At 65.2% G+C, this 26,196-nt stretch carries 28 protein-coding genes and 1 tRNA gene; 17 read left to right on the top strand and 12 right to left on the bottom strand.

Annotation, left to right across the window (positions count from 1 at the left end; translation table 11 throughout):
- Positions 1–5: 5 nt before the first annotated feature.
- The 3 genes from GUV69_RS10960 to GUV69_RS10950 form a co-directional block, all read right to left on the bottom strand.
- Complete coding sequence (locus GUV69_RS10960) at positions 6–191, bottom strand: hypothetical protein (protein WP_164202267.1); 186 nt, start codon at positions 189–191, stop codon at positions 6–8.
- A 39-nt stretch (positions 192–230) separates the two neighbouring features.
- Complete coding sequence (locus GUV69_RS10955; protein ID WP_164202265.1) at positions 231–1,235, bottom strand: hypothetical protein; 1,005 nt, start codon at positions 1,233–1,235, stop codon at positions 231–233.
- Between the two features lie 66 nt (positions 1,236–1,301).
- Positions 1,302–2,039: an alpha/beta fold hydrolase gene (locus tag GUV69_RS10950; protein WP_164202264.1), complete on the bottom strand. Its 738-nt coding sequence runs from the start codon at positions 2,037–2,039 to the stop codon at positions 1,302–1,304.
- Between the two features lie 226 nt (positions 2,040–2,265).
- Between GUV69_RS10950 and GUV69_RS10945 the strand changes: the two genes are divergently transcribed.
- The 4 genes from GUV69_RS10945 to GUV69_RS10930 all read left to right on the top strand — a co-directional run bounded on the left by GUV69_RS10945 (position 2,266) and on the right by GUV69_RS10930 (position 5,759).
- Positions 2,266–3,012 carry a polysaccharide deacetylase family protein gene (locus GUV69_RS10945; protein WP_244292697.1) on the top strand — a complete coding sequence of 249 codons (747 nt, stop codon included), beginning with the start codon at positions 2,266–2,268 and terminating at the stop codon, positions 3,010–3,012.
- 173 nt (positions 3,013–3,185) lie between these two features.
- A complete protein-coding gene (gene pnuC / locus GUV69_RS10940) occupies positions 3,186–3,851 on the top strand; it encodes a nicotinamide riboside transporter PnuC (protein WP_164202262.1) in 666 nt (221 codons plus the stop codon).
- 1 nt (position 3,852) lies between these two features.
- A complete protein-coding gene (locus GUV69_RS10935) occupies positions 3,853–4,962 on the top strand; it encodes an AAA family ATPase (RefSeq protein WP_164202259.1) in 1,110 nt (369 codons plus the stop codon).
- A complete protein-coding gene (locus GUV69_RS10930; protein WP_164202257.1) occupies positions 4,959–5,759 on the top strand; it encodes an NUDIX hydrolase in 801 nt (266 codons plus the stop codon). Before GUV69_RS10935 ends, GUV69_RS10930 begins: the two co-directional genes overlap by 4 nt.
- 20 nt (positions 5,760–5,779) lie before the next feature.
- On the opposite strand, the gene GUV69_RS10925 is transcribed toward GUV69_RS10930, so the two are convergent.
- From GUV69_RS10925 to tmk, 5 genes are all read right to left on the bottom strand, one after another.
- Entirely contained in the window at positions 5,780–6,946 is a 1,167-nt protein-coding gene (locus GUV69_RS10925; RefSeq protein ID WP_164202255.1) for a cytochrome P450, read from the bottom strand.
- 190 nt (positions 6,947–7,136) lie between these two features.
- Positions 7,137–7,209, bottom strand: a tRNA-Thr gene (locus tag GUV69_RS10920).
- 94 nt (positions 7,210–7,303) lie between these two features.
- The gene (locus GUV69_RS10915) at positions 7,304–8,869 is read right to left on the bottom strand and encodes an alpha/beta hydrolase (RefSeq protein WP_164202253.1); all 1,566 of its coding nucleotides are present in this window, start codon (positions 8,867–8,869) and stop codon (positions 7,304–7,306) included.
- 22 nt (positions 8,870–8,891) lie between these two features.
- A complete protein-coding gene (locus tag GUV69_RS10910) occupies positions 8,892–10,034 on the bottom strand; it encodes a DNA polymerase III subunit delta' (RefSeq protein WP_164202251.1) in 1,143 nt (380 codons plus the stop codon).
- A complete protein-coding gene (gene tmk, locus GUV69_RS10905; protein ID WP_164202249.1) occupies positions 10,031–10,687 on the bottom strand; it encodes a dTMP kinase in 657 nt (218 codons plus the stop codon). Before tmk ends, GUV69_RS10910 begins: the two co-directional genes overlap by 4 nt.
- Before the next feature lie 54 nt (positions 10,688–10,741).
- Between tmk and GUV69_RS10900 the strand changes: the two genes are divergently transcribed.
- Both GUV69_RS10900 and GUV69_RS10895 read left to right on the top strand, forming a co-directional pair.
- The gene (locus GUV69_RS10900) at positions 10,742–11,932 is read left to right on the top strand and encodes a trans-sulfuration enzyme family protein (RefSeq protein WP_164202247.1); all 1,191 of its coding nucleotides are present in this window, start codon (positions 10,742–10,744) and stop codon (positions 11,930–11,932) included.
- Between the two features lie 9 nt (positions 11,933–11,941).
- A complete protein-coding gene (locus GUV69_RS10895; protein ID WP_164202245.1) occupies positions 11,942–12,283 on the top strand; it encodes a DUF2516 family protein in 342 nt (113 codons plus the stop codon).
- Here the strand turns inward: GUV69_RS10895 and GUV69_RS10890 are convergent.
- A complete protein-coding gene (locus tag GUV69_RS10890) occupies positions 12,271–13,113 on the bottom strand; it encodes a class I SAM-dependent methyltransferase (protein WP_164202243.1) in 843 nt (280 codons plus the stop codon). The genes GUV69_RS10895 and GUV69_RS10890 overlap by 13 nt on opposite strands.
- Before the next feature lie 78 nt (positions 13,114–13,191).
- On the opposite strand from GUV69_RS10890, the gene GUV69_RS10885 reads away from it, so the two are divergent.
- Entirely contained in the window at positions 13,192–13,938 is a 747-nt protein-coding gene (locus tag GUV69_RS10885) for a phosphoglyceromutase (RefSeq protein WP_164202241.1), read from the top strand.
- A 75-nt stretch (positions 13,939–14,013) separates the two neighbouring features.
- Here the strand turns inward: GUV69_RS10885 and phoU are convergent, their stop codons facing one another.
- Positions 14,014–14,667 carry a phosphate signaling complex protein PhoU gene (gene phoU / locus GUV69_RS10880; RefSeq protein ID WP_164202239.1) on the bottom strand — a complete coding sequence of 218 codons (654 nt, stop codon included), beginning with the start codon at positions 14,665–14,667 and terminating at the stop codon, positions 14,014–14,016.
- Between the two features lie 200 nt (positions 14,668–14,867).
- Between phoU and GUV69_RS10875 the strand changes: the two genes are divergently transcribed.
- Both GUV69_RS10875 and GUV69_RS10870 read left to right on the top strand, forming a co-directional pair.
- A complete protein-coding gene (locus tag GUV69_RS10875) occupies positions 14,868–16,076 on the top strand; it encodes a sensor histidine kinase (RefSeq protein WP_208786709.1) in 1,209 nt (402 codons plus the stop codon).
- Entirely contained in the window at positions 16,073–16,753 is a 681-nt protein-coding gene (locus tag GUV69_RS10870; RefSeq protein ID WP_164202237.1) for a response regulator transcription factor, read from the top strand. The genes GUV69_RS10875 and GUV69_RS10870 overlap by 4 nt, the downstream gene beginning before the upstream one ends.
- Positions 16,754–16,860: 107 nt before the next feature.
- On the opposite strand, the gene GUV69_RS10865 is transcribed toward GUV69_RS10870, so the two are convergent.
- Positions 16,861–17,406 (bottom strand): hypothetical protein, encoded by a 546-nt coding sequence (locus tag GUV69_RS10865; RefSeq protein ID WP_164206449.1) that lies wholly within the window; start codon positions 17,404–17,406, stop codon positions 16,861–16,863.
- A gap of 270 nt (positions 17,407–17,676) precedes the next feature.
- On the opposite strand from GUV69_RS10865, the gene GUV69_RS10860 reads away from it, so the two are divergent.
- The 5 genes from GUV69_RS10860 (at position 17,677) to rlmB (ending at position 22,115) form a co-directional block, all read left to right on the top strand.
- Positions 17,677–18,159, top strand: coding sequence for a CarD family transcriptional regulator (locus tag GUV69_RS10860; protein WP_026266570.1), 483 nt, complete (start codon positions 17,677–17,679; stop codon positions 18,157–18,159).
- 92 nt (positions 18,160–18,251) lie between these two features.
- On the top strand, positions 18,252–19,034 hold the full coding sequence (ispD, locus tag GUV69_RS10855) for a 2-C-methyl-D-erythritol 4-phosphate cytidylyltransferase (RefSeq protein ID WP_164202235.1): 783 nt from the start codon (positions 18,252–18,254) through the stop codon (positions 19,032–19,034).
- Positions 19,035–19,051: 17 nt separating this feature from the next.
- Entirely contained in the window at positions 19,052–19,534 is a 483-nt protein-coding gene (gene ispF / locus GUV69_RS10850; protein WP_164202233.1) for a 2-C-methyl-D-erythritol 2,4-cyclodiphosphate synthase, read from the top strand.
- Between the two features lie 27 nt (positions 19,535–19,561).
- Positions 19,562–21,034: a cysteine--tRNA ligase gene (gene cysS / locus GUV69_RS10845; protein WP_164202231.1), complete on the top strand. Its 1,473-nt coding sequence runs from the start codon at positions 19,562–19,564 to the stop codon at positions 21,032–21,034.
- A 91-nt stretch (positions 21,035–21,125) separates the two neighbouring features.
- A complete protein-coding gene (gene rlmB, locus GUV69_RS10840; RefSeq protein ID WP_164202229.1) occupies positions 21,126–22,115 on the top strand; it encodes a 23S rRNA (guanosine(2251)-2'-O)-methyltransferase RlmB in 990 nt (329 codons plus the stop codon).
- Between the two features lie 121 nt (positions 22,116–22,236).
- On the opposite strand, the gene GUV69_RS10835 is transcribed toward rlmB, so the two are convergent.
- A complete protein-coding gene (locus tag GUV69_RS10835; protein ID WP_164202227.1) occupies positions 22,237–23,052 on the bottom strand; it encodes a carbon-nitrogen hydrolase family protein in 816 nt (271 codons plus the stop codon).
- A gap of 135 nt (positions 23,053–23,187) precedes the next feature.
- Here GUV69_RS10835 and glgX point away from each other — a divergent pair, with 135 nt between their 5' ends.
- The 3 genes from glgX to GUV69_RS10820 are packed head-to-tail and all read left to right on the top strand — an operon-like array spanning position 23,188 to position 26,187.
- Complete coding sequence (gene glgX / locus GUV69_RS10830; RefSeq protein WP_164202225.1) at positions 23,188–25,299, top strand: glycogen debranching protein GlgX; 2,112 nt, start codon at positions 23,188–23,190, stop codon at positions 25,297–25,299.
- Between the two features lie 17 nt (positions 25,300–25,316).
- Positions 25,317–25,823, top strand: a complete 507-nt coding sequence (locus GUV69_RS10825; RefSeq protein WP_208786631.1) for a guanyl-specific ribonuclease — start codon at positions 25,317–25,319, stop codon at positions 25,821–25,823.
- Positions 25,824–25,830: 7 nt separating this feature from the next.
- A complete protein-coding gene (locus GUV69_RS10820; RefSeq protein WP_164202223.1) occupies positions 25,831–26,187 on the top strand; it encodes a barstar family protein in 357 nt (118 codons plus the stop codon).
- Positions 26,188–26,196: the final 9 nt, after the last annotated feature.

Below are 26,196 nucleotides of genomic sequence, written 5' to 3'. Positions count from 1 at the left end.
AAGTGTCAGGCGGCGATCCGGGACTGTTCCACCGTGACCTCGTCAATGACGGCCCAGGAGTCCTCGCTAGTGCAGTTCCGGCTGGCAAAACGCTCGGCCTCCGCGCGGGAGTCGAAGCTTTCGTTGCGGATCCGGCCACAGTCGGCGTCGAAGTAGGTGACGTGGTATTCGTGAGCGAGTTGGTTTTCCATAAATCCAGTGTGCAACCGGGGTCTGACAATCACTGGTCATCAGTCCCGCGTGTTGCCCAGCCGGAGGACCCGCTCCTGGGCGAGCACGGCTGAACGCTCTGCCTTCCGGGCCGCCCTGGCCGCTTGTTTGGCTTCGGCTGCGGCGGCCGCCTGCTGCTTACGGGCCCTGTCCAGCTCCTCCTCAGCAGTCTTCAGCCGCGCCCGGAGGTCCCGGGTTTCGCGGACCAGCTCCGCAACCGCAAGCTCTGCCTCCTCAGACTGCTCTTGCCGGTCGGCGGCCAGCCCGGCGGCCTCCTCCTCGGCTTCCCGGGCCTCTGCCAGGGCGGCTTTGGCTTTCTCCAGGGCGGAAGGCGACGACGGCCGGGGAGTCTCCCGGACAGCCTTGAGGCGCGGCTGGTCCGAGGGTTGCCCGGTGGCGGGTTCCGCCGTCGCGCGTTGCCGGTGTGCTTCCTGCTTTGGTGCGGCCGCCCTGGCAGGCGTGGGTGGAGGCGCTGCGGCTGTGCGCGGCAGGGACGTGCGGGGAACCTGCACGGCTCCGGGAACTGCCACGGCGCCGTCGAGGTCCACGGTGTCCACGCCGTCGGCGGACAGCGTTTGCACCAGCAGCCCGCTTTGTACCGCGGCCGCGGCTCCTTCGTCCGCGATCAGGGCGCCGAACGTCCGTTCGACGTCGGCGGCGATGGTGGCACTGATGGCGCGTCCCTGGCGTTCGGCGACAGAACGGGCGGTGTCGACGGCGGCGGCCAGGAGGGCGCGTCGCTCCCGCGTCAGTTCCCGGAGGGCGGCGGCATCGAAGGTGGCCTGGGCAGCGCGCATCCGCTGGCCCAGGTCGGCGAGCTGCGCGAGAACCCCGGGTTCATGGACCGCCATCATGTTGACGGCCCAGGCAGCCACGGACGGTTTGGGGAGGGCTTTGACGGCGGCAGTGAGCTCCTTCGGGGAGCCGGGTGATGCTTTGGCCGCCGCTGTCCTGGCCGCCATGAATTCCTCGAATGGCAGGGCATAAAGGTCCAGCGCGATGGCCGTCAGTGCCTTGTCATCCATGCACGCCATCATAGGCGGAGCCTGGCGGGCCGACCCTCGGGGACCCATAAATGTAACGGGCCCTGCCTAGACTGTTTCCAGCCAGCGGCGCAGCGATGCGTTGAACAACCCGGGCTGCGCCAACGGCATACCGTGTCCAACGCCCGGGTGGATCTGGAGCGAGCTGTTGCGCATCTTTGCGTGGACGTCCTCCATGGCCCGCACGAGCCGGGTCTCTTCTTTGTCGCCGGCCATGAGGAGAGCCGGGATGGGGGAGCTCAGGACTTCGTCCGGGACCGAAAAGGAAAAGTTTGCCTGTATCAATCGCCGGAGTGTTCGGGCCGAGATGGACCGGGACAAGGCGTAGTAGTCGTCGAACATCTCGGCAGGAACAGCGAGTTGAGCGGCCTGGGCCCGGGCGAAGCACCGGCTCCTGGCCAAAGGAGCGGAGGCCGCTGCCAGGGCGCCGAAGACGGTTGCTCCCGGCCAGGGGCTCATGAGGGAACTGACCACCACGAGGCGCTCCACGTGGTCAGGGTACGAAGCGGCCAGTTGCGTCGCCGTCTGGCCGCCGAGGGAGAAGCCAATGACGGTCACCGGACGGGACAGGCCCAGAAGACCTGTCTCCCGGGCGACTTCCTTTGCAGCCTCGGCGTGCGTGGAAAAGGAAGATGGGTCGTGCAGGTGGTGGCCCGGGAGGGTGGGGGTGAGTACTGAATAGTCAGCGGAAAAATGGGCTGTTTGGTCCGCCCACATCCAGGGCCCCACGCCGCCGCCGTGAATGAATACAAGGGTGGGGCGTTCCCTGCCGGGCGCTGACGTCATGGGCCAAGTCTTTCATCCGTCGATCCGGCCACGGCTGGATGGCGAACCCCCGTAATGGGACCCGGAGGCCCAGGCTGGATTCCCGCCCGGCGTGGGGCCGTTAGGTAGGGCGTTGCCTTGAAAGGGTTCCCGTTAGGTAGGGAGTTACCTTGAAGGGGCACCGGATCCGCTGTAAGACTGCTTGGTATCCCTTACCGCACATATCCTCCCGGAAGAGGTGTCCCGCATGGCTCGAACTCCAATCAGGCTCATGATGAGTGCGTTCCTGATGCTGCTCATGGCAGCCTTCCTTGTAGGCGCCCCGGCCGGGGCGGCCAATGCCGCGGATAAGCCGCTCATCGGCCTGACGTTCGACGACGGGCCCTCGCCTCAGCGCACCGCTTTCGTCCTCGACGTCCTCAAGCAGAAGGGCGTCAAGGCGACGTTCTTCCTTCAAGGCTCCAACGCGCAGCAGTACCCCGATCTGGTCCGCAGGATCAAAGCCGAAGGGCACGTGATCGGCAACCACTCGTGGGACCACGCGAACTTCCCCGAACTCAGCCAGACGAGGCAGAGGCAGCAGATCGACCGTACCAACGCCGCCATCCAGGCCATCACGGGCGAGACCCCCAGGCTCATGCGCTTCCCGTTCGGTAACAGCACGTCCTACGCGGTGAACTACCTCAAATCCATCGGCATGAGCGGCGGGGTTCTTTGGCGCTGGCACATCGGCCAACCTGGAGACTTCGAGTGCCCCGGTGCGGCCCGCGTCCAGAAGTATGTGATGGACGAGGCGGCGCCCGGCGCCATCATCCTGCTCCACGACGCTGAAGACGTACTGTCCTGCCCCTCGTCGCAGTGGAACTACTTGGCCACTACCATCGACGCGCTGCGGGCCAAGGGCTATGAATTCGGGGTGGTCGCCCCATCCGCTACGAACAACCCGCTCAACCAGGGTTCGCCGGCAGTTGTGGTCGCGCCAGCCGGCGGCTAGCCGACAGGGCATCCCCGCGACGCCAACGACAGACCCCCTGGAGACCTGATTCCAGGGGGTTTCTCGCGGGCTTCTGATCAGGGTCGGACTCGTGAGTTGCTGGGGTATTGTCAGGCTGATAATAATGCTGTTAGAGTCGTTCTTGTCAGCTTGATAATAACGATGGGAACGCCATGAACGCCCTGCTTGACTGGATGAACTCCGCAGCCATCCCCAGCCTCCTCGGCAACCCCGTGAGCTGGATCGAGATCATCGGCTTCGTGACAGGTGCCGCGTGCGTCTACGGCGTCGCCCGGCAGAAGCTGTGGAACTGGCCCGTCGGCATCTTGAACAACTTCGCTTTCATCATCCTGTTCCTGGGGGCCGGTCTCTATGGCGAAACCGTCCTGCAGGTCATCTTCGCCGCCGTTGCCGTTTACGGCTGGTTCAATTGGGTCCGCGGCAACGCCGCCACCGCAGGCAAGAACGACCTGCCCATCCGGGATGCCACCGGCAAAGAGATGCTCCTTGGACTGGCCGCCACCCTCGTGGGAACCGCCGGCGTCGCCATGATTCTCACCCACGGCACGGACTCCCAGGTTCCCTGGCCGGACGCCTTCGTCCTGACCGCCTCCCTGGTCGCCACCTACGGGCAGGCCAAGAAGATCTTCCAGCACTGGTACGCGTGGATCTTCATCGATATCGTCTCCATTCCGCTGTACTTCAGCCGGGGTCTGACGCTCACCGCCGTCCTCTATGCCGGCTTCCTGGCCCTGTGCATCTACGGCCTCATCGACTGGAAGCGCACCCGTAGCCTCGCAACAGTCCGCACACCCGAGACCGTTATGTCAGGAGCCTGAGATGTTCAAGAACGCTATGGTCATCGGCAAGTTCTACCCGCCGCACGCCGGACACGCCCACCTGATCAACACCGCTGCCGCCCAGTCGGATAACGTCTCGGTCCTCGTCCTGGGCAACCGCTTCGAATCCATCACTGTCGCGGACCGGGCCAAGTGGCTGGCCGCCGAGTTCGCTGACACGGCCGGGGTCCAGGTCATCGGGATGCGGAACGACTGCCCGGAGGACTATCACTCGGAAGAGATCTGGAAGGCCCAGGCAGAATTAATGCGCCTGGCCCTGAAATCCCGCGGTGTCACAGCAGTGGACGCGGTCTTCAGTTCCGAGGAGTACGGTGCCCGGCTGGCCGCGGCGTTTGGTGCCGGCCACGTCCTCGTGGACCAGTCCCGGACCACCTACCAGGTCAGCGGCACCTTGTGCCGGGATGCCCTCGGGGCTGCCTGGCCGTACATCATAGGCCCGGCCCGGCAGGAGCTCGCCACCCGGATCATTGTCGTCGGTGCCGAATCCAGCGGCACCACCACCCTGACCACGGGGCTCACCGGGCGCTACCGGACCCGGTTTCCCCGCCTGGCGGACGTGCCGGAGTACGGCCGGGAATACACGTACAAAAAGTTCGAGGCCCTGCAGCGCGGGAAGCCGGACGCCCAGCTCGGAGACATGGTCTGGACCGAACAGGACTTCGGCAGGATCGGTGCACGGCAGAACGCAATGGAGAGCGCGGCCGCCGATGCCTGCCCGCTGGTCATCGCCGACACCGATTCACTGGCCACCACCCTCTGGGAGCGGTTCTACCTCGGCGAGCGCAGCTACGGGTCTTTCCACGCCGCCGGCAACCTGCCCCAGCGTGATCTGTACCTGATCACCGATCATGATGGTGTGGATTTCGAAGATGATGGCTGGCGTGAAGGCGAACACCGCCGGGCAGACATGACTGAATGGTTCAAGGAGACCCTGACCGATGAGGGCCACTCCTGGATCCTGGTCAGCGGCGACCATGAGCGGCGAATGGCGACCGCCGTCGAAATCATCGATCTCATCCTCGCCCGGCGGAGCGAATTCACATCCCCGCCCTGGGTCACCCGTACCGTCCTGGAAGGTGTCACGGCATGACCGATCCGAAGTCCGAAAAGGAATTCCTCGACACTTACAAGCCCAGGGACTATCCCTCGATTGCGCTGACCGCCGACCTCGTGGTCTTCGCCGTGTCCGTGGGAGTACTCCACACCGCCCTGGTCCGCCGTGGCGGCCACCCGTTCAAGGACATGCTTGCCCTGCCCGGTGGCTTTGTTGGCCCCCACGAATCGGCAGAACAGGCCGCACACCGGGAGCTTGCCGAAGAAACTGGCCTGGACCTTGGGAAGCTGCCGGTCCACGTGGAGCAGTTGGCCACCTACACGGAGCCGGACCGGGACCCGCGCATGCGGGTGGTCTCCGTCGCGCATTTGGTTCTGCTGGCCACCGACGGCCGGACGCTGCCCGAAATCTCTGCAGGCACAGACGCCTCGGCCGCTGTGTGGCACCCGGTGCACGAAGTTTTCGCCGGCGCCGCCCTGGCGTTTGACCACACCGCCATCCTGCGCGACGGGCTTGAGCGGCTCGCCGGGAAGATGGAATACACGACGGTCGCCTCCCGGCTGCTGCCTGCCGAGTTCACGATGACCCAGCTCCGCACGGTCTACGAGGCGGTCTGGAACGTCACCCTGCCCGCCGGGAACTTCACCCGCAAGATGATGCCCCAACTGGACGACACCGGGAAGAAGGCCAGGGCTGCCGCCGGCGCACCTGCGGCCCTGTTCACCGCCACCGACCGGCACATCCACCCGCCGCTGACCAAACCGCGGACCGGCTGGTCCCTGGAAAGCTCCGGCCGCCGCAGCCAGGGTACAGAAGCTTCGCGGCTCCTCTGAGTCTTGCTGTCCAGTGGCTGTCAGGCCGGCTGCCAACTTACCGGCAGTTCCATCAGCCCATAGATGATGGTGCTTTCCATTCGTTCGAGCCGTGCCCCCTCCACCAGGGCAAGCCCGGGCAATCGGGAGAGTATGGCCTCCAGTGCGATCCTGGCTTCGAGTCTGGCCAGCGGCGCCCCGAGGCAAAAGTGAATGCCGTGGCCGAACGCCAGATGCCGATTCTGGCCGCGGTCAATGTCGAACTCGGCTGGCCGCTGGAACTGCCGCTCGTCGCGGTTGGCGGAGCCGATCCACGCCACAATCGGAGCGCCGGCGGGAATTATGTCGTCTCCCAGGGTGGTCTCCGCGACCGTCATCCGGTACATGGACTGGACCGGCGACCGGAAGCGGAGCACCTCTTCGATGGTCTGCGGGAGCAGGTCGGGCGCCTCCAGGAGGCGGTCCATGGTTCCGGGCGACTCAGCCAGGCACAAAACGGCGTTGCCGATCAGATTGGTGGTGGTCTCATTGCCGGCGACGAGCAGGAGAGCGCAGAACCCGAGCAGTTCGGGCACCGTCAGTTTTTGGCCGTCGATCTCCGCGGCCAGCAGGGTGCTGATCAGGTCGTTGCCGGGCCGGCTCCTGCGTTTATCAATCAGGGCCAGGAAGTACGCCGTCATCTCAGCGTTCGTGGCGGAGTGGTCCTCACTGGCGGAACCGGTCCGCGTTTGGCTGACAATCACATCGGACCAGTGTTTGAAGCGCTCACGGTCCTCGGCGGGGATGCCCATGAGTTCGGAGATCACGATGACCGGCAAAGGGTAGGCCAATTCCTCAATCAGGTCTGCGCTGCCGCGCCCTGCGATCCCCTCGAGGAGCTCATCAGTGAGCCCGGCGATACGGGGAGCCAGCGCGTCCACTGCTCTGGGCGTGAACGCCTGGGTGACCAGGGAACGGAGCTGCCGGTGCCGTGGGGGATCGGTGGCGATCAGGCTCGAGGAGAACAGCTGGCCGGTCCCGGACGCATCGTCACCGCCGATGCGGGAAGAGAATGCCGCATAGTCGGACAGCGCCCGCTGAACGTCGTCGTACCGGAAGACGTGCCAACTTCCCGACTGTTCGTCGTAAAAGACAGGGGCCGTTTCCCGCATCCGTTCGTAGTGGGGGAATGGATCGAGCTGCTGTTCAGCGGACTGAGTGAAGTCCATGGCTGGCCTCTCTGCTCACCTGGGGCTTTATCGGCCTGGCAGACGCCGGGGCCGCGGTCGACTGAGCGTTGAACCTTGATTTTATCCAAAGCCTTCGAAAGAAAAAGCGGCGAATCCATAAGATTCCCCGCTTTTCCCCAAGCCAGCGAAAAACCCCCTAAAAACCGTGGTTTCTAGGGGGTTTGTCCCGAGCTTCCTATCAGAATCGAACTGATGACCTTTTCATTACGAGTGAAACGCTCTACCGACTGAGCTAAGGAAGCACCGCATGGATCTCCCGGCGAAACCGGGCGCTTCATGCAAGAGTCAACTGTAATAGAGTCCCGCCGTCCGGGTCAAAATGGGACCCGGAGGCGTTCAGCACACAGTGTTGTCGGCAGGCACCTTGCCGTCCACGAGGTAGCTGTCCACAGCATCCTCGAGGCAGCTGTTCGCCCGGCCGTACGCCGTGTGGCCTTCGCCCTGCCAGGTCATCAGTGAGGCGTTCCCCAGCTGCTTGCGCAAGGAAGCGGACCATTCCACGGGGGTGGCAGGGTCTCCCGTGGTGCCGATCACGACGATCGGGGCATCGCCGGTGTATTCCACCGGCGCGGGGGTGCGTACGCTGTCGTACGGCCAGTCCACGCAGTTGGTTCCACCGTAGGCGAAGAAGTAGCCCAGTGTGGGGGACGCCTGCCGCAGACGCTGCTCCTCGGCCCGCATCGCTGCCGTGTCGGAGACCATGGGGTAGTCCAGGCAGTTGATGGCACTGAAGGCGAACGTGGAGTTTGAGGTGTATTTGCCGTCGGTGCCGCGGTCTGCACCGAGGTCCGCCAGGCGGAGCATCAGGCTGGCATCACCTTTGAGGGCGCTTTCGAGGGCCTGGGTCAGTGCGGGCCAGCTCTGGTCGTTGTACAGCGGAGTGATGAGGCCGCTCACAAACATGGTGGCATTCACCGTGCGGCCGTCCTTGGCCTGCCAGGCCCTGTTCTGGACTGCCGCGATGAGGTCGCGGATCTGCTGGACCCCGCTGTCCACATCGCCCGTGAGGGGGCAGCCCTCTCCGCGCTGGCAGCTGGCCACGTAGGCCCGGATGGCTTTTTCGAAGGCAACGGCCTGGCCCATCGTCAGTTCCTCATTGCTGATGGACGGATCAAGGGCGCCGTCCAGAACCATCCGGCCAACGTTGTCCGGGAACAGCGAGGCGTACGTGGAACCAAGGAACGTGCCGTAGGAGTAGCCCAGGTAGTTGAGTTTCGAATCGTTCACCACGGCCCGCAGGATGTCCAGGTCCTTGGCTGCGCTGACGGTGTCGATATGGCCCAGCAGGGGTCCGGTCTGGGCCGCGCATTGCTCAGCGATTGCCTTGTTGTCGGCCAGTACGGCGGCGATACCGGCGTCGGTCCCGTAGTCGTAGACCTTGGCACGCGCAGCGTCCCGCTCCGCGTCAGTCATGCACTTCACGGGGGCGGAGCGTTTGACGCCGCGCGGATCGAAGCCCACAAGGTCGTAGTTTGCCTTGACGGACTGGGAGAAGTGGGTCCCTGCGGCATCCTTGACGAAGTCGTAGCCGGAGCCGCCGGGTCCTCCCGGGTTGACCAGCAGGCTTCCCTGCTTCTTGCCTGTGCTGGGGGCCCGCAGGGCGGCGAGCTCAATCTTGTCCCCATCAGGATTCGCGTAGTCAAGGGGCACGCTCACCGTGGCGCACTGGAAGCCGTTTTCGCACGGCTCCCACACCACCTCCTGCGAGTAGAAGGAGTCGAGCCCTGCCGGGGCGGAAGCCACAATGGAGGGATCCGCCTTGGCCGTTGTGGGTGCCTCGTCCGGCTTGTCGCCGCCGAGGAGGCTGCACGATGCCAGCGTCATGGCCAGGACCAGGGCGCCGGCAGCCCGCAGCCCAATCACCAGGGATCGGGAGCGTGCGGGCAGGGGGCGAGCAGTCATTCGGGAAGTCTCCTTGGAGGGGCTAGATGAGGCTGGCGGCCATGGACTCGATGGTCAACAGCGGAGCAACGTTGGTGGTGGTGATGCGTTGGCGGGCTTTGTTGATGGCGTCCATGCGGGCAAGAGTTGTTTCGGGGGCGGACCGGCCGGCGAATTCCTCCAACTCATTCCTGAGTTCAACGTTCACCAGCTCCACGCTGTTCCCCAGCTGGATAATCAGCACGTCCCGGTAGAACGAGAGCAGATCCGTGAGGGTCCGGTCCAGGGAATCGGTGATGGACCGTTTCGCCCGGCGTTTCTGGTCCTCCTCCAACTGCTTGATCTGGCTCCGCATGGCCGGCGGAAGCGTCCCGGATTCCGGGGCACCCAGGGTAGCCAGCAGCGCAGCCTTCTCGGCGGCGTCGCGCTCTTCATTGGAACTGTTGGCCTCGGCAGTGGCGATCTTCACGAGCTTGTCCGCCATCATCACTGCGGCGGTGACGCCGCGCAGGCCAAGCGGGAACCGCACAGTCTCCAGCCGGCGCTCGCGCGCCTCCGGATCCCGCGCCAGGCGGCGGGCAATCCCCACATGGCTTTGTGCCGCGCGGGCCGCGCGCTCGGCGAGGGCCGGTTCCACGCCGTCGCGCTTTACCAGCAAAGCCGCGACGTCGGCGGCCGGGGGCAGCCGCAGGGCGACAGCCCGGCAGCGGGAACGGATGGTCACCAGGACATCGGCGGGCGATGGCGCACACAGCATCCAAATGGTCCGCGGTGTGGGCTCTTCGATCGCCTTCAGCAGCACGTTGGTGGTGCGCTCGGCCATGCGGTCTGCGTCCTCCACCACGATGATCCGCCACCGTCCGGAAGACGGCCGGTTGCCCGCCGTGGACACCAGGTCGCGGGCCTCATCGATGGTGATGGTGACCTTCTCGGTCCGGACAAACGTCACGTCCGAATGCGTCTCTCCGAGGATGGTCAGGCAGGCGGCACACTCGCCGCAGCCGCGCCTGGCAACGTCTTCCTGGTCACAGTTCAGGGCCGCGGCAAAGGCCTTCGCAGCATTGGAACGCCCGGAACCGGGCGGACCCGTGAACAGCCACGCGTGCGTGAGCCCATCACCCAGCGTCGCGTTCCGCAACTGTTCGACGACGGCGGGCTGGCCCTGGAGGTCATCCCACACCGTCATGCGGCACCCGGCGCAGCCGTGAGCAGCGATTCGAGGCGCGCCAGGATCTGCGCGGCAATGTCGTGGACAGGCAGGTGCGCGGACAGGACGAGGTAGGTAGCGGGGCGGCTGGCGGCGAGCTCCAGGAACGCGTCACGGATGGTGGTGTGGAACTCGTCAGCTTCGGACTCCAGCCGGTCTTCGGCGGCATCGCCGGCGGTGCGGCGGCGGCGGCCAACGGCGGGGTCCACGTCCAACAGCACCGTCAGATCCGGCTGCAGCCCGGAGGTGGCCCATTCGTTGAGCGAACGGACGGCGTCGGTCCCGAGCTCCCGGCCGGCACCCTGGTACGCAACGGATGAATCAATGTAGCGGTCGGTCAGGACCACCTCGCCACGCTCCAGTGCCGGGCGGATCACCTGGCTGGCGTGGGCCGCGCGTGAGGCGGCGAAGATGAGCGCCTCGGTGTGGGCGTCGATGTGGCCGTGGCCGTGGTCCAGGACCAGCGAACGCAGTTTCTCCCCGATGGGTGTTCCGCCGGGTTCGCGTGTGCGCAGGACCGTCAGGCCCCGCGATTCCAGGGCCTCTGCGAGCAGGGCAGCCTGGGTGGACTTGCCGGCACCGTCGCCGCCTTCAAAGGCGATGAAGAGTCCAGGGCTGTTGGTGGTGGTCACTGCTCAAGCCTACCGACTTCGGGCACCCGCACGCGTCGAAGTACGCTTTTCACCATGAGTCTCACGGAGCAGCACGCAGCGTCCCTGTCCGCCGAAACCCTGGTGGTTGCCGCGGGCCGGCCCCCGCGTGAACATGACGAACCGGTCAACCCGCCCATCGTGCTGTCCTCAACGTATTTCGGCACGGGAGCGTTGGACGACGGCGACCGGGGTTACGGCCGCTACGCCAACCCCACCTGGGACCCTTTCGAAGAGGCACTCGGCCAGCTTGAAGGTGCCGCGCTGCCCGGCCTGCTCTACGCATCCGGACTCGCGGCAGTGAGCTCCGCGTTGTCCCTCCTGCCCGCCGGCGGCGTCCTGGTGATGCCCTCGCACAGCTACGCGGGCTCACTGGTGATGGCCACCGAGCTGGCGCAGAAAGGCTTCCTGGAACTCCGGACCGTGGACATCGCGGACACGGACGCAGTCAAGGAACAGCTGGCCCCGCAGGGTCCGGACGCCAAAGCGGCCAGGATGCTGTGGCTGGAAAGCCCCACCAACCCCATGTTGGGCATTGCCGACATCCGGGAGCTGACAGCGGCCGCCCATGCGGTGGGTGCCATCGTGGTCACGGACAATACCTTCTCCACGCCGTTGGTCCAGCAGCCGTTGTCCCTTGGTTCGGACGTTGTGCTCCACTCCGTGACCAAATACCTGGCCGGCCACTCCGACGTTGTCCTCGGCGCCCTGGTGACCTCCAACCCGGACATCCGGGCCGCGCTTCTGCACAACCGCATCATCCACGGCGGCATCGCCGGCCCCTTCGAAGCCTGGCTGGCGCTGCGCGGCCTCCGGACCCTGGCCCTTCGTGTGGACCGGTCGCAGGCTTCCGCGGCTGTCCTGGCGGAACGCCTCGCCACGCATTCCCTGATTGAAAGCATCCGCTTCCCCGGGCTTCCCTCTGATCCTGGCCATGAACGGGCCAAAAACCAGATGAAGGGCTTCGGGTCCATCGTGTGCGTGCAGATCGCACCGGCCGCGGGCCTGGACGGAGCAGCCGCCGCCGACAAACTGGTGCGGGCGCTCCGGCTTTGGCTGCCTGCAACATCCCTGGGCGGCGTCGAATCCCTGGTCGAACGGCGGCGCCGGCACGCGGCCGAACCTTTGAGCGTCCCGGACAACCTGGTGCGGCTGAGCGTCGGCATTGAGAATGTTGAGGACCTCTGGGCCGATTTGAAGCAGGCGCTGGACTCGCTGGGCCGCTAGGCTTGGACGGTGGACGGTGAACTGATTATTCGGCCTGTTGAGCAGGCAGTGTTTTTTATCCTGGCCCTGGTGGCCCTGGTACTCGAGGTGTGGGCGCTGCTGGACTGCGTCCGGCACAAATCGGCCGCCTTTGAGGCCACAGGCAAACGGACCAAGACCTTCTGGCTGGCGCTGACCGCCGGTGCCACCCTGATCGGTGTCATCTCCCTCTTCAGCAGCGGCGGAATCTTTGGCACGCTGGGTCTGTTCGGGCTTGCTGCCGTGGTGGCAGCTTCGGTTTACCTGGCTGACGTCCGTCCCGCCGTCAAGGACGCCGGACGCGGCGGCAACCGCAGCCCCTACGGCTGGTGACCCTCGCCGGCCCCCGGCGCCACAGCCTCCCAGTCCACAGTCAGTTCGCCCAGGCGCCACCGCGACGGCCCGTCCTGAACGGGCCACCCGCCGTCGCGCAGTGCTTTGCACATGCCCTGCCAGCGCTGCCTGTTGCCGAACGAGGCCAGCGGGGCTGACGCCAGCCAGGCCCGGTCCATGGCCTGCATCAACCGGTGCACCGGTTCGCCGGGGACGTTGCGGTGAATGAGCGCCTTCGGCAGCCGCTCGGCGACGTCCGAGGGCAGCTCAAAGCTGCCGAACCGCATGGACATGCTCAGGGACAGTGGCCGCTCAGCATCGAGGGCAATCCACGTCACCCGCCGCCCGATCTCGTCGCAGGTCCCGTCGATGAAGAGCCCGCCGGGAGAGAGCCGGTCCTGGACCAGGCGCCAGATCCCCGGCACGTCAGCCTCTTCGTACTGCCGCAGGACGTTGAAGGCGCGGACCAGGACGGGCCGCCCGGGGAGGGGCAGTTCGAAACCGCCCACCTGAAAGCTCAGGCCCGGCTGTTCCAGCGGCCTGGCCGCCCGGACCCGTTCCGGTTCAATCTCCACGCCCACCACGCGCACATCAGGCCGGGCGGCGCGGAGGCGCTCAAAAAGTTCGACGGCGGTGGCTGGCGTCGCGCCGTAGCCCAGGTCGACCACCAGGGGGTCGTCGGCTGCCCGCAGGCGCCAGGCCTGGGGTCCGGTAAGCCAGCGGTCCGTACGGCGCATCCGGTTGGGGTTGGTGGTGCCGCGGGTAACGTTTCCCACCGGTTTGCCGCTCCGGTTATTGGGAGCGTTGACCCGTTCAGCTTTTTGAACCACGGGCCAACTTTATCCCCGGAGCGTCCTGTGGTGTAACGCACAGCGAGCTCAAGCGTGCCCTCGGCTAGGATGAAAATCATGACTTACAAGCTGATTCTGCTGCGCCACGGCCACAGCGAATGGAACGCCAAGAACCTGTTCACCGGCTGGGTGGACGTTGACCTTAACGACCAGGGCCGCGAGGAAGCAGCCCGCGGCGGTGAGCTCCTGGTGGAGAACAACATCCTCCCCGACGTCCTGTACACGTCATTGCTCAAGCGTGCCATTAACACGGCCAACATCACCCTGGACAAGGCGGACCGCGGCTGGATCCCCGTCAAGCGCGACTGGCGCCTGAACGAGCGCCACTACGGCGCCCTGCAGGGCAAGGACAAGGCCCAGACCCTGGCCGAGTTCGGTGAAGAGCAGTTCATGGAATGGCGCCGCAGCTACGACACGCCGCCGCCGCCCCTGTCCGACGACAGCGAGTTCTCCCAGGCCCACGATCCGCGCTACGCGGACCTCGGCGACGCCCTGCCGCGCACCGAGTGCCTCAAGGACGTCCTGGTCCGCCTGCTGCCGTACTGGGAGTCGGACATCAAGGAGGACCTGAAGGCAGGCAAGACCGTCCTGGTCACAGCCCACGGCAACTCACTGCGTGCCCTGGTCAAGCACCTGGACGGCATCAGCGACGACGCCATCTCCGGCCTGAACATCCCCACGGGCATCCCGCTGGTCTACGACCTCGATGACAACTTCCAGCCGATCAAGCGCGGCGGTACCTACCTGGACCCGGAGGCTGCCGCGGAGGCCATCCTCGCTGTGGCCAACCAGGGCAAAAAATAAGTAAAGCAGTAACTAACGACGGCGGGCCGGTCACCTTGAGGTGACCGGCCCGCCGTCGTTCGCGGTGAAGTTGGTCTAGAGACCCTGCGGCTGCCATTCGCCGGTCACCAGGTAGGTAACCTTGCGGGCCACGGAGACGCCGTGGTCAGCGAAGCGCTCGAAGTAGCGGCTCGCGAGGGCAACGTCCACCGTGGTGGCAGGGGACTCGGCCCAGTCGGGGGAGGCGATCGCCTTGAATACGCTCAGGTGGAGATCGTCGATGATGGTGTTGGCCTTCAGGATGTCGCGGGCCACTTCCAGGTCCCGGCTTTCCAGGAGCACCGTGAGCTTGTCAGCAATGATCTGGTCCTGTTCGGCCATCTTGCGGAAGGTCTCGGTCATGGACGCGGGGATGACCGTCGACGGGAAGCGGAGGCGGGCCAGCTGGGCGATGTGCCGGGCGAGGTCGCCCATCCGCTCCAGCGAGGCGCTCATCCGGAGGGAGCCAACGATCATCCGGAGGTCGCTCGCTACCGGGCCTTGCAGGGCGAGGATGTCGATGGCGCGTTCATCCAGGCTGTTCTGGAGGAAATCGATCCGGGCATCCGCGGCAATGACGTCTTCGGCCAGATCAACGTCCGCCACCTGGAAGGACGTGTTGGCCTTCTCCATGGCCTCGCTGACCAACTTGGAAATCTCAACGAGCTGCTCACCCACCTGGGTCAGCTCTTCCTGAAAAACCTTACGCACGGGGGCGTCCTTTCTCTGGAATCCCGCCCCATGTGGCAGACGGAATTCATGTCGCCGTTCGGCACTCCAACCCGTAACTCTGCCAGCGTGCGGTGAACGGTTAGTCTCTTGTAGATGAACGTTAGCTGAACCGTCCGTGCAATGCCCCCGGACGCACCGGCCGGCCCGAAAGCACAGCATAAGCTGGAGCTGTGGATCCTATGCTTATCGGTGTCATCGCGGGGCTTGTCGGCCTGTCGCTCGGCACCTTTGGCGTGCTCGCCTTCAGGGTCAGCGAAAAGCAGCGCCAACTGGTGGATGTGTACATCGACGAGCTCACGCTGCCGAAGGGCGCTGCGGAGGTACTGGCCGTCGTCGGACGGGCCTTTGTGGTGGTGGATGCCGTCGACGGTGTAGTCCGCGCCAGCCCGGCTGCCTACGCCTACGGCCTGGTGCGCGGACACACCGTGGTGCATAAAGAGCTGCTGGACATGACGGCCGGCGTGCGCCGGGACGGCGTGATCCTGGAGAAGAAACTGGAGCTGCCCCGCGGCCCGCTGGGTCAGGGGACCATCGTCGTCCAGGTTCGCGCAGCCATGCTCGGTGAGGAATACATTCTGCTGCTGGCCGATGACCGCACGGAGATCACCCGCACCGAGGAGATCCGCAACGATTTCGTGGCCAACGTGTCCCATGAGCTGAAGACCCCGGTGGGGGCAATTTCCCTGCTTGCCGAGGCGCTGGAGTCCTCGGCGGATGACGAAGAGGCCGTCCGCCGGTTCGCCAAGCGGATGCATAAGGAATCGGGCCGGCTTGCCGCCCTGGTCCAGGACATCATCGAGTTGTCCCGCCTGCAGGGCGCCAGTGTGTCCCAGGAGGGCACGGCAGTGGACATCAACGCCGTCATCGCGGAGGCTGTTGACCGTTCCCAGCTCCCTGCCGAAAGCAAGAAGATCCAGATCGTTGTGGGTGAGCGCGTGGACGCCACGGTCTTTGGCGACAGGGATCTGCTGGTGACCGCGCTGCGGAACCTGATCGATAATGCCATCCGCTATTCGCCGGAGAACACCAGAGTGGGCGTGGGTGTCCGGGCCAAGGACGGACTGATTGCCGTGTCCGTCACCGACCAGGGCGAGGGGATGACCCCGGAGGATCAGGAGCGGGTGTTTGAACGCTTCTACCGGGTGGACTCTGCGCGGTCGCGCCACACCGGCGGCACCGGCCTGGGCCTGAGCATCGTCAAACATGTGGCATCCAACCATGGCGGCGAGGTCACTCTGTGGTCCCGCCCCGGCCAGGGATCCACCTTCACCCTGAGGCTTCCCGAGATGGAAACCCAGGACGAACCTGAATCTTCAGTTGTCAAAGATCGAGCCGTACCCGAGCGTGTCAATGAGCGCAACGTACATGAGCAAGGAGCCAGCGCTTGAGCAGGATTTTGATTGTCGAGGACGAAGAATCGTTCAGCGACCCGTTGTCCTATTTGCTGGGCAAGGAGGGGTTTGAGGTCGAAGTCGTAGACAACGGCCTCGACGCCATCACGGAGTTCGACCGGAACGGCGCGGACCTGGTCCTGCTGGACCTGCAATTGCCCGGTTTGTCCGGCACGGAGGTCTGCCGCCAGCTGCGCCAGCGCTCCAGTGTTCCGGTCATCATGCTGACGGCCAAGGACTCCGAGATTGACAAGGTGGTCGGCCTGGAACTGGGGGCGGACGACTATGTCACCAAGCCGTACTCGTCCCGCGAACTGGTGGCCCGGGTCCGTGCAGTGCTGCGCCGGCAGGGTGAGCCGGAGGAGCTGATCTCTGCCACCGTCCAGGCCGGCCCTGTCCGGATGGACATCGAACGGCACGTGGTCAGCGTGGACGGCGAGCAGGTCCTCCTGCCGCTGAAGGAATTCGAACTCCTGGAGATGCTGCTCAGGAACTCCGGCCGGGTCCTGACCCGCGGCCAGCTGATCGACCGTGTCTGGGGTTCGGATTACGTTGGCGACACCAAAACCCTCGACGTCCACGTCAAGCGGCTGCGCGGCAAGATCGAACCGGACCCCTCAGTACCCCGCTTCCTGGTGACGGTCCGCGGCCTCGGTTACAAGTTCGAGCCGTAAGCACGGCTGCCGCCGCGCAGGGGGCTCGCGCAGGGGGCTTAGTCAACGGATGCAAAAAAGGAGGTGCTCCCCGCGGGGAGCACCTCCTTTGACGTTCTGCAGCCCTACTAGTGGGCGGTATCCGCCTCGCTCGCGGACGGCGACGGCGTGGGGGAGGCGGATTCGGTCGGTTCGCTGCCGGCCGGCAGGTACGCCTTGTACTCCGGCAGCGTGGCATCCAAAACCGGCATCCGGACGGTCTTGGTGACATTCGTGCCGTCTTCGGTGACCTTGATGTCTACCAGGGAGCCGGCAATGCCGCCGCTGGTGGACAGGATTGCTTCATCGGTGGAGTCGTTGAGGAGGGTGTAGGAGTTGGCTTTCACCGGCACCTGCGTCTGTGAGCCTTCGGCACCGTTGACCGTAAGCTTCACGTCCTGGGATGAGGAGTTGTAGACGGCGCCGATCAGGCGGCCTGGCTTGTCCTCGCCGGTGGACACGATGAGCATGTTCCGCAGCTGCAGGGGACCCAGGTCGGCACGGATGCCGTCGGAGGAGGCGTACTGGTGAGTGGTCTGCTGGGGGTTGATGTAGCCGCAGCCGGTCATCGTGGCCAGGCCCAGGGCCAGGGCTCCTGCCGCCAGTGCCAGTTTGCCGCTCTGGGCCCGGTTCATCGCAGTGAAACGCACGTCACGTACTCCTCGAGAGTGTGGAAACATTATTCAGCCATAGCCTAGCCGCAAACAGGGCCAAACGAGGATTCGGGACGGTCATATTGTCCTTGGCAGCGGGCCCCGCATGCACTATTATCTGCATCCGTCAAGGGGTCGGATGGGTCCGATTTCGCCCATTTTCCGCGTATTCACTGGGTTCGCGCCCCGGTTCCGGGCCAGTCATATGCCTGAATCGTGATAAACTAGTGTGCGGGAAAGGGGAATGTTTACATGGTATTTGAGGTCGGCGAGACAGTAGTTTACCCTCACCACGGTGCTGCAAAAATTGAAGAAATCAAGATGCGCACTGTCAAGGGCGAAGAGAAAATGTATCTCAAGCTCAAGGTGGCCCAGGGTGATCTGACCATTGAAGTTCCAGCAGAGAACGTTGACCTTGTTGGGGTCCGTGACGTTGTGGGCAAGGAAGGCTTGGAGCACGTTTTCGATGTGCTGCGGGCCGAGTTCACGGAAGAACCCACCAACTGGTCACGCAGGTACAAAGCAAATCTGGAGAAGCTCGCTTCCGGTGATGTCATCAAGGTAGCAGAGGTCGTCCGCGACCTTTGGCGCCGTGATCACGATCGGGGCCTTTCCGCAGGAGAGAAGCGCATGCTGGCCAAGGCCCGGCAGATTCTGATTTCAGAACTTGCACTGGCTGAAAAGACCGACGAAGAGAAGGCCGCGAGCGTTCTCGACGAGGTTCTGGCTTCCTAAGAATCGAACACCCCGGGGGTACGAAAGTACCTCCGGGGTTTCTTTTTGCCCGGATACCGGCAGGGCAGCCCGCTGGACGTAGGCTAGTCCGCATGAGTGATACTCCCACCCGCCTCATCACCGCTGTGATCCTGGTGGCCGCTGGTTCCGGTCAACGGCTTGGCTACGGTATGCCGAAGGCTGCGGTGCCCCTCGGCGGAGAACCCCTTCTGATGCACGCGCTGCGCGGTGTGGTGGCGTCCGGAGTCAGTAGCCAGGTATGCGTGGTCCTGCCGGTTGGCGACGATGGCCTCCGCCGGCTGTGTGAGGAGTTCAGGGAGGAACTGGCCGACGGCGGCCCCCTCCTGAGCGTTGTGGATGGCGGTGCCACCCGTGCAGACTCCGTCAGGGCAGGCATCGCGGCCCTGATGGACGGCGTCGAGGCGGTGCTCGTCCACGACGCTGCGCGTGCCCTGACTCCTGACACGGTGTTCCACCGTGTCGCTGACGCACTGGCCGCCGGAGCCGCGGCTGTCATCCCCGCCGTAGCCGTGGTGGACACTGTGAAAACAGTAGCACCTACGTCCGGCGAGGATGTGGCCATGGCACCCGAGATCGTCACCGGAACAGCGGCCCGGGAGGAACTCCGGGCAGTGCAGACCCCGCAAGGATTCCACCTCAGGACCCTCCTGAAAGCGCACGAAGCCGCCAAGGGCCTGGACGAGAGGCAATCGGCAGCGGTGACCGACGACGCCATGCTGGTGGAAATGCTCGGCACACGGGTCTTTGCAGTACGCGGGTCAACACAGTCCCTGAAAATCACCACCCCGTTGGATCTGATCCTCGCCGAAGGGCTCCTCGAGGGGCCACTGGGTGCCCGTTGGGTTGAGGGCTGAGTGTGGGCTCGGAGCCAATGATCCTGCCCCGCACGGGCATCGGCCTGGACGTTCACGCATATGCACCCGAGGACCAGCCGCGCGCGCTGTGGTTGGGTGGCCTGTTCTGGGACGGTGAGCGGGGACTTGCCGGCCACTCGGACGGGGACCCGGTGGCGCATGCCGCGGCCGATGCCCTGTTCTCGGCCGCCGGCATCGGGGACCTGGGCACGCATTTCGGCACGGACCGTCCGGAGTTCGCCGGGGCGTCCGGGATCACGCTCCTGACAGAGGCGGCCAGGATTGTCCGGGAGGCAGGGTTTGAGATCGGCAACGTGGCGGTGCAGTTTGTGGCTAACCGGCCCAAGTTCGGGCCGCGGCGGCAGGAGTCCCAGGATGTCCTGAGCGCGGCGGCGAATGCACCCGTCAGCGTCACGGCCACCACCAGCGACGGCCTGGGTTTCACGGGCCGGGGTGAGGGCATTTCCGCCATTGCCACCGCTTTGGTGTATCCCAGGTAACTTCGCGTCATCGGCTAATCTGGAGCGGTGACCCTCCGTTTTTACGACACCGCATCCGCCGAAGTCCGCGACTTCGTTCCCCTCGTCCCGGGAAAGGTGAGCCTGTACTACTGCGGGGCCACGGTGCAGGGCATGCCGCATGTTGGCCACATCCGTTCAGCCATCGCGTTTGACCAGCTCACGCGCTGGCTGGAGTACCGGGGCCTGCGCGTCACCGCAGTCCGCAATGTCACGGACATCGACGACAAGATCCTCATCAAATCCGCAGAGTCCTTTGACCCGGACTTCGAAGACGGACCGGACACGGTCCGCGAGGAGGAATGGTGGGCGCTGGCCTACCGCTACGAGCAGGAATTCCTCAAGGCCTACGACACGCTGGGCGTGTCCCGTCCCACCTATGAGCCCCGCGCCACCGGGCACATCCCGGAAATGCACGCCCTGGTCCAGCAATTGATCGACCGCGGCCACGCCTACCCGGCGCTGGACGGCTCCGGTGACGTCTACTTCGACGTGCGGTCCTGGGACAAATACGGCTCACTCACCCGCCAGAACATCGACGACATGCAGGGTGCACCGGACGCTGACCCGCGCGGCAAAAAGGACCCCCGCGACTTCGCCCTCTGGAAAGGGTCCAAAGAGGGAGAGCCGACGACGGCGAGCTGGGCTTCGCCGTGGGGTGCCGGCCGCCCGGGCTGGCATCTGGAATGCTCCGCCATGGTCACCAAATACCTCGGCACCGAGTTTGATATCCATGGCGGCGGGCTGGACCTGCGCTTCCCGCACCACGAAAACGAGATGGCCCAGTCCCAGGCGGCCGGGCACGGCTTCGCCAACTTCTGGATGCACAACGGCATGGTCACCTACCAGGGCGAGAAAATGTCCAAGTCCATCGGCAACACCATCAGCCCCGCCGAGATGCTGGAGCTCGCGCCTCCCCGCGTCGTCCGGTACTACCTCGGCCAGGCGCACTACCGCTCCGTGCTGGACTACCGGCCCACCTCGCTGGAGGAGGCGGCTGCCGCCGTCGAACGCATTGACGGGTTTATCAGCCGCGCCGTCCGGGCACTGTCTCAGGGCGAACCGTCCGACGGCGGCAATTACGCCTTCTTCACGTACGGCAAGGTGCCGGAGCCGTTCGAGCGTGCCATGGATGACGATCTCAACGTGCCGCAGGCCCTCGCTGTGGTCCACGAAACAGTTCGCGCCGGTAACACCGCCCTTACCGAGGGGCGCCTGGAAGATGCCCGGCAGGCGCTGCATGACGTCCACGACATGCTCCGCGTTCTCGGCCTGAATGCGGTGGCGTCGGCCGGAGCAACGGACACCCGGGAAGCGGCCGCCCTCGAGGTGTTGGTGGAAGCCCAGCTGGCTGCCCGCGCCCAGGCCCGGGCCACGAAAGACTGGGCTGCGTCGGATGCCATCCGGGACACGCTCAACGCGGCCGGAGTCGCCGTCGAGGACGGCCCTGATGGCGCTACGTGGAGCCTCCAGCGGGACTGACGCGGGGATTTCCGGCCCGGGGTCAGGCGATTTTACTTGATTCAGTAGACTGTTAAGCAGACTCAGTCAAACAATCAAGGGTGGAACTCTCATGGCCAACAACGGTCGCCGGTCGGTCAAAGCAAAGAAGGGGCCAACCATCGGAACCGGTGGTCACGGCCGCAAGGCCCTGGAAGGCAAGGGCCCCACGCCCAAGGCGGAGGACCGCCCGTACCACAAGGCACACAAGAGCAAGCAGCTTGCGGAACGGTCGGCCGCCAAGCGCGGCACCGGCGCCCGCAGCGCCGGAGCAGCCCGTTCCGGTCCGAAGGGGCGTGCCACCGAGGAAGTGGTCACCGGCCGTAACTCGGTGGTCGAAGCACTCCGTGCCGGCATTCCGGCCAAGGCCCTGCACATCGCCATCCGGATCGAAATGGATGACCGTGTCAAGGAATCCCTGAAAATTGCTGCTGAGCGCGGGATCCCCCTGCTTGAGACCGGCAAGCCGGAACTGGACCGCATGACTGACGACGCCGTCCACCAGGGGCTCGTCCTGCAGATCCCGCCCTACGAATACCAGGACGCCTATGACCTGGCCGAGGAAACCGTGGACCGCTGGAAGAAGGGCCACGTCTCCAACGCCCCGCTGTTTGTGGCGCTCGACGGCATCACGGACCCCCGCAACCTCGGCGCGATCATCCGTTCCGTCTCCGCTTTCAGCGGTCACGGCGTCATCGTCCCGGAACGCCGTTCCGTGGGTGTCACTGCCTCGGCCTGGAAGACCAGCGCCGGCGCGGCCGTGCGTGTTCCGGTGGCCCGCGCGGGCAACCTCAACAGTGCCCTGAAGCAGTTCAAGAGCATGGGCATCTTTGTCCTGGGGCTCGACGGCGACGGCGACGTCTCCCTGCCGGCCCTCACGCTCGGTACGGAACCGGTGTGCATCGTGGTGGGCTCCGAAGGCAAGGGCCTGAGCCGGCTGGTCCGCGAAAACTGCGACCAGATCGTTTCCATTCCCATCGACTCCGCCATGGAATCGCTCAACGCCTCCATGGCAGTGGGCATCTCCCTTTACGAGATCTCCCGGCAGCGCGCCGCCAAGTAGGCCGGACGCTCTCTCACTTAATGTGGGTTTGACGCATCGCTCTCTCACTTAATGTGGGTTTTGACGCATCGCTCTCTCACTTTCCCTAAGAAAGTGAGAGAGCGTCGTCGCTTAAGCCGCATTAACTGAGAGAGCGTTGGGACTGGAATTCACGGCGGTTGGCCAGGACCGGAAGCTTTTGGCGGGCTTCCTTGACCACGGCGGCGTCCAGGTCGGCGAACAACATGCCCGGGGCGCCGTCGAGCTCCTCCAGCACATCGCCGAACGGCGAGACCACGGCGGAATGCCCCACCCCGGTGGGTGAGCCGGCCTTGGCCGGGGCGCCCTGGGTGACGGGATCACCCTGCCCGCAGGCGAGGACGTACGTGGTGGAGTCGAGCGCGCGGGCGCGGGCCAGCAGCTGCCACTGGTCCACCTTGCCGGGCCCGGAAGCCCACGAAGCGCAGACGATGTTGGCGTCAGCACCGCGATCTGCGTTGGCCGTAAACAGCGCGGGGAAGCGGATGTCGTAGCAGGTCGCCAAGCCAAAGGTCAGGCCGCCGGCGTCGAAAGTTACCGGATCTGTGCCGGGCGCGACGGTGTCCGACTCAAGGAATCCGAACGCGTCGAAGAGGTGGACCTTGTCGTAACTCGTCTCCACGCCGGGGCCGGTTGCCAGCAGCGTGTTACGCACCTTTCCGCCCGCGCCGGGGGTGAACATTCCCGCCACCACCACAATCCCAAGCGAGGCCGCGATGCTTCGCACCCGGGACGCCCACGGCCCATCCAAAGGTTCAGCGACGTCCAGCAGAGAGTTCCCGAAGGCCCGCATGGATGCTTCCGGGAACACCACCATGTCCGCGCCGCCGGCCTTCGCCCTGCGCGCCTCCTGTTCAAGATTGGACAAATTGCCGGCCAGGTCCCGGCCGCTGATGATCTGAGCCAGCGCTACCCGCACTTGCACCTCCGTTTGACGTTTCTTCCAGTATGCAGCGTCGGGTTGCCTCCGTCCGGGAATCGCCCCTAGCCGTCCGCCGGGAGACACAAAAGTGCCAATGCAGCTGAACAGGCGCTGGCCGCTACCATTGACGTGATGGTTATGCCGCTATTTGACACCGCTTCCACCATGGATGCCTCTTCCGCGCATCCTCTCGGTGTCAGCCTTCCGCGCCCTGGGGCCGGTCGCGACAAAGCCCTGCCGGACAGTGCCAATGTCGCTGTCTATGCGCCGGGCGTCGAAAACCTTGAGATCGCGTACAAGGCCCCCGGCAGCGAGTGGCGGCGGCAGGCCCTTCCCAATGTCACCCACGGCGTGCATCACGGGATTGTGGTGGATTTTCCATACGGATCGCGCTACGGGTTCCGTGCTGTTTCCAAATCCGAAGCCCTGCCGCTGTCCTTCCCCACGCTGAACCTGGACGACGACGCCGGGCAGCCGCTGCTTCTCGACCCTTACGGCCGTGCGGTGGATCAGCGGGAGGGCTTCCTGACGAGCGTCCGGATGGCGGGCGATTTCGACTGGGGAACCGACCAGAGGCCGCGTCAGCACTGGCGGAACACGATCATCTATGAGTCCCACGTCCGTGGCCAGAGCATGTTGCATCCCGATGTGCCCGAGGAACTGCGCGGAACCTACGCAGGAATGGCCCACCCGGCCATCATTGAGCATTTCAAGAGCCTCGGCATCACCTCGGTCCAGCTGCTCCCGGTGCACTTCCACCTTGACGAGCAACACCTGCAGAACCTTGGCCTGACCAATTACTGGGGCTACAACACGGCTGCCTTTTTTGCGCCGCACCCGGACTATGCCACTAAAGCGGCTCAGGAAGCCGGACCGCAGGCTGTCCAGGACGAGTTCAAGGGAATGGTCAAGCTGCTGCACGCGGCCGGACTCGAGGTGATTCTTGACGTGGTGTACAACCACACCGCCGAGGGCGGGGCCGATGGCCCCACGATCAGCTTCCGCGGTCTCGGCGAGGAAATCTATTACCGCACCGACGGCCACGGAAGGTACGTGGACACAACGGGCTGCGGAAACACATTGAACTTCGGCCACCCCCGGGTGGTCCAGCTGGTCCTGGATTCCCTCCGCTACTGGGTGGACGAGTTCCATATCGACGGCTTCCGCTTCGACCTGGCCGTGACGCTCTGCCGGAACGCGGCCAACGAATTTGATCCGCGGCACCCGTTCCTGGTGGCCGTCGCCGCTGATCCTGTGCTGTCCGACGTGAAGCTCATCTCCGAGCCCTGGGATGTGGGCTACGGGGGCTGGCAGACAGGACGCTTCCCGGGCGGCTGGGTTGACTGGAACGACCACTTCCGGGACGGCGTGCGCTCCTTCTGGCTTGCCGACCGCGCCGCCATCGAGTCCGGCGGCCACGGCGGGTCGGTGGCCCGCCTGGCGGATGCCATGTCCGGATCGTCGGAGCTCTTTAAGGCATCGGGCCGTTCCAGGCTCGCATCCCTCAACCTCATCACTGCCCACGACGGCTTCACCCTCAACGACCTCGTTTCTTACGACCGTAAACACAACGAGGCCAATGGGGAGCAGAACCGGGACGGGCACGGGGACAACCGCAGCTTCAACCACGGCTTCGAAGGCCCCACCGAGGACGAGGACATCCTGGCCCAGCGGGCACAGTCCCGGCGCAACCTCATGGCGTCGATGATGTTTTCGCTGGGGGTGCCCATGATCACCGGCGGTGACGAGCTGGCACGCACCCAGCAAGGCAACAACAATGCGTACTGCCAGGACAACCCCCTCGCCTGGATTGACTGGACCCACACGCCTGAATCGCACGAGATGCTCCGCAGCACCAAGCGCTACATCCGGCTGCGCAAGGAGTTCCTGGCCAGCCAGCCGCACGACTTTCCGGCACGGGATGAGCAGTCGTACCTGTTCTGGTTTGACCACGCCGGGCAGCCCATGTCCATGGAACGGTGGAATGATCCCCGTCACCGGGTGATGCAGCTCCTGCTCGGCTCGGACGACGGCACCATAGCGGGCCTGGTAGTGGTCAACGGCAGCAAATCCAACGTCAAGATCACGCTCCCCGAAGTCACTAATGACGACGGCACGCCGCGCCGGATGTTCGAACTCCGGCTGACCACCTCGCCTCTTCACGAGCTCCGCCAAGGCGGCCGGGTGGCATCCGGCGAGACGGACCTTATTGAGGCGTACTCCATCAACATCTACCGCACGTAGCAGCGGAGGGGACAAACATGCGCAACCGCTCTGTCGTTGCCCTGCTGCTGACCGGCCTGCTGGCAATTGCCCTGCTCGCTTTCGGCGGCACCGGGCTCCTTGAGTCCCTGGCGGGAAGTCCGACGCCGGCAACGAGTTCCAGCGCGGCACCGGTACCGGAGGCTCCCGTGCCGGGTCCGGCGGAGGTCCGCACCCCGGCAGCCGTTCCGGGACCGGACGCTGCTCCGGCGAACCCTTCCGGCCTTCCCTCGATCAGCGAGTCCGCGCTTCCTGCCGAAGCACGCAGGACGCTGGCCCTCATCCGTGCCGGCGGGCCCTACTCGTACAGCCAGGATGACAAAACGTTCGGCAACTTTGAGCGCCTCCTGCCGCGGCAGTCGTCAGGCTATTACCGGGAGTACACGGTGCCCACACCCGGAGAGTCTGACCGGGGTGCCCGCCGGATTGTCGCCGGAGCCGGGGGAGAGAAGTACTACACGCAGGACCATTACGACTCGTTCAAGTTCATCGCAGAAGGCAGCTGACACCGGTATGAAAATCTACTCCGCCGACACCTGGACCATGGAAGAACTCCAGGAACAGGTGGCCGATGCGGGCCGCCGCGTCCTGGTGGTGCCTGCCGCGGACAGCAAACGGGCGGTCCTGGAAACCTTCGGTGAAGTCCTGGCGTTCCCCGAGCACTACGGAGTGAACCTGGACGCCCTGAACGATTCCCTGCACGATTTCGCAGACAGCATCAGCGAAAACGGCAACGCTCCGGTCACGCTGATCTGGCAGGTCGCCGCGGCATTCCGCGGCGACCGTTCCTTCGGGATCATCTGCGAGGTCCTCCAGGATGCCGAGAGCTACGCCGGCAGCGACCTGTCCGTCACCGCCGTTCTCCTCTAACCAACCTCG

Source organism: [Micrococcus luteus] ATCC 49442, from assembly GCF_010367585.1.
Lineage (GTDB): Bacteria > Actinomycetota > Actinomycetes > Actinomycetales > Micrococcaceae > Arthrobacter > Arthrobacter luteus_A.
The sequence above is the reverse complement of the archived record's forward strand: the minus strand, read 5'-3'. Positions and strand labels throughout refer to the sequence as shown.

Bases quoted from the DNA above. Each gene is read 5' to 3' on its own strand.
- GUV69_RS10960 (WP_164202267.1), bottom strand. From the start codon at position 191: ATGGAAAACCAACTCGCTCACGAATACCACGTCACCTACTTCGACGCC.
- GUV69_RS10925 (WP_164202255.1), bottom strand. From the start codon at position 6,946: ATGGACTTCACTCAGTCCGCTGAACAGCAGCTCGATCCATTCCCCCAC.
- GUV69_RS10820 (WP_164202223.1), top strand. From the start codon at position 25,831: ATGAAAATCTACTCCGCCGACACCTGGACCATGGAAGAACTCCAGGAA.
- GUV69_RS10900 (WP_164202247.1), top strand. From the start codon at position 10,742: ATGAGTCTCACGGAGCAGCACGCAGCGTCCCTGTCCGCCGAAACCCTG.
- ispF (WP_164202233.1), top strand. From the start codon at position 19,052: ATGATCCTGCCCCGCACGGGCATCGGCCTGGACGTTCACGCATATGCA.
- GUV69_RS10935 (WP_164202259.1), top strand. From the start codon at position 3,853: ATGTTCAAGAACGCTATGGTCATCGGCAAGTTCTACCCGCCGCACGCC.
- GUV69_RS10955 (WP_164202265.1), bottom strand. From the start codon at position 1,235: ATGGATGACAAGGCACTGACGGCCATCGCGCTGGACCTTTATGCCCTG.
- GUV69_RS10860 (WP_026266570.1), top strand. From the start codon at position 17,677: ATGGTATTTGAGGTCGGCGAGACAGTAGTTTACCCTCACCACGGTGCT.
- GUV69_RS10825 (WP_208786631.1), top strand. From the start codon at position 25,317: ATGCGCAACCGCTCTGTCGTTGCCCTGCTGCTGACCGGCCTGCTGGCA.
- GUV69_RS10950 (WP_164202264.1), bottom strand. From the start codon at position 2,039: ATGACGTCAGCGCCCGGCAGGGAACGCCCCACCCTTGTATTCATTCAC.
- ispD (WP_164202235.1), top strand. From the start codon at position 18,252: ATGAGTGATACTCCCACCCGCCTCATCACCGCTGTGATCCTGGTGGCC.
- pnuC (WP_164202262.1), top strand. From the start codon at position 3,186: ATGAACGCCCTGCTTGACTGGATGAACTCCGCAGCCATCCCCAGCCTC.
- GUV69_RS10910 (WP_164202251.1), bottom strand. From the start codon at position 10,034: ATGACGGTGTGGGATGACCTCCAGGGCCAGCCCGCCGTCGTCGAACAG.
- GUV69_RS10945 (WP_244292697.1), top strand. From the start codon at position 2,266: ATGGCTCGAACTCCAATCAGGCTCATGATGAGTGCGTTCCTGATGCTG.
- GUV69_RS10930 (WP_164202257.1), top strand. From the start codon at position 4,959: ATGACCGATCCGAAGTCCGAAAAGGAATTCCTCGACACTTACAAGCCC.
- glgX (WP_164202225.1), top strand. From the start codon at position 23,188: ATGGTTATGCCGCTATTTGACACCGCTTCCACCATGGATGCCTCTTCC.
- GUV69_RS10885 (WP_164202241.1), top strand. From the start codon at position 13,192: ATGACTTACAAGCTGATTCTGCTGCGCCACGGCCACAGCGAATGGAAC.
- GUV69_RS10915 (WP_164202253.1), bottom strand. From the start codon at position 8,869: ATGACTGCTCGCCCCCTGCCCGCACGCTCCCGATCCCTGGTGATTGGG.
- GUV69_RS10875 (WP_208786709.1), top strand. From the start codon at position 14,868: ATGCTTATCGGTGTCATCGCGGGGCTTGTCGGCCTGTCGCTCGGCACC.
- rlmB (WP_164202229.1), top strand. From the start codon at position 21,126: ATGGCCAACAACGGTCGCCGGTCGGTCAAAGCAAAGAAGGGGCCAACC.
- GUV69_RS10865 (WP_164206449.1), bottom strand. From the start codon at position 17,406: ATGAACCGGGCCCAGAGCGGCAAACTGGCACTGGCGGCAGGAGCCCTG.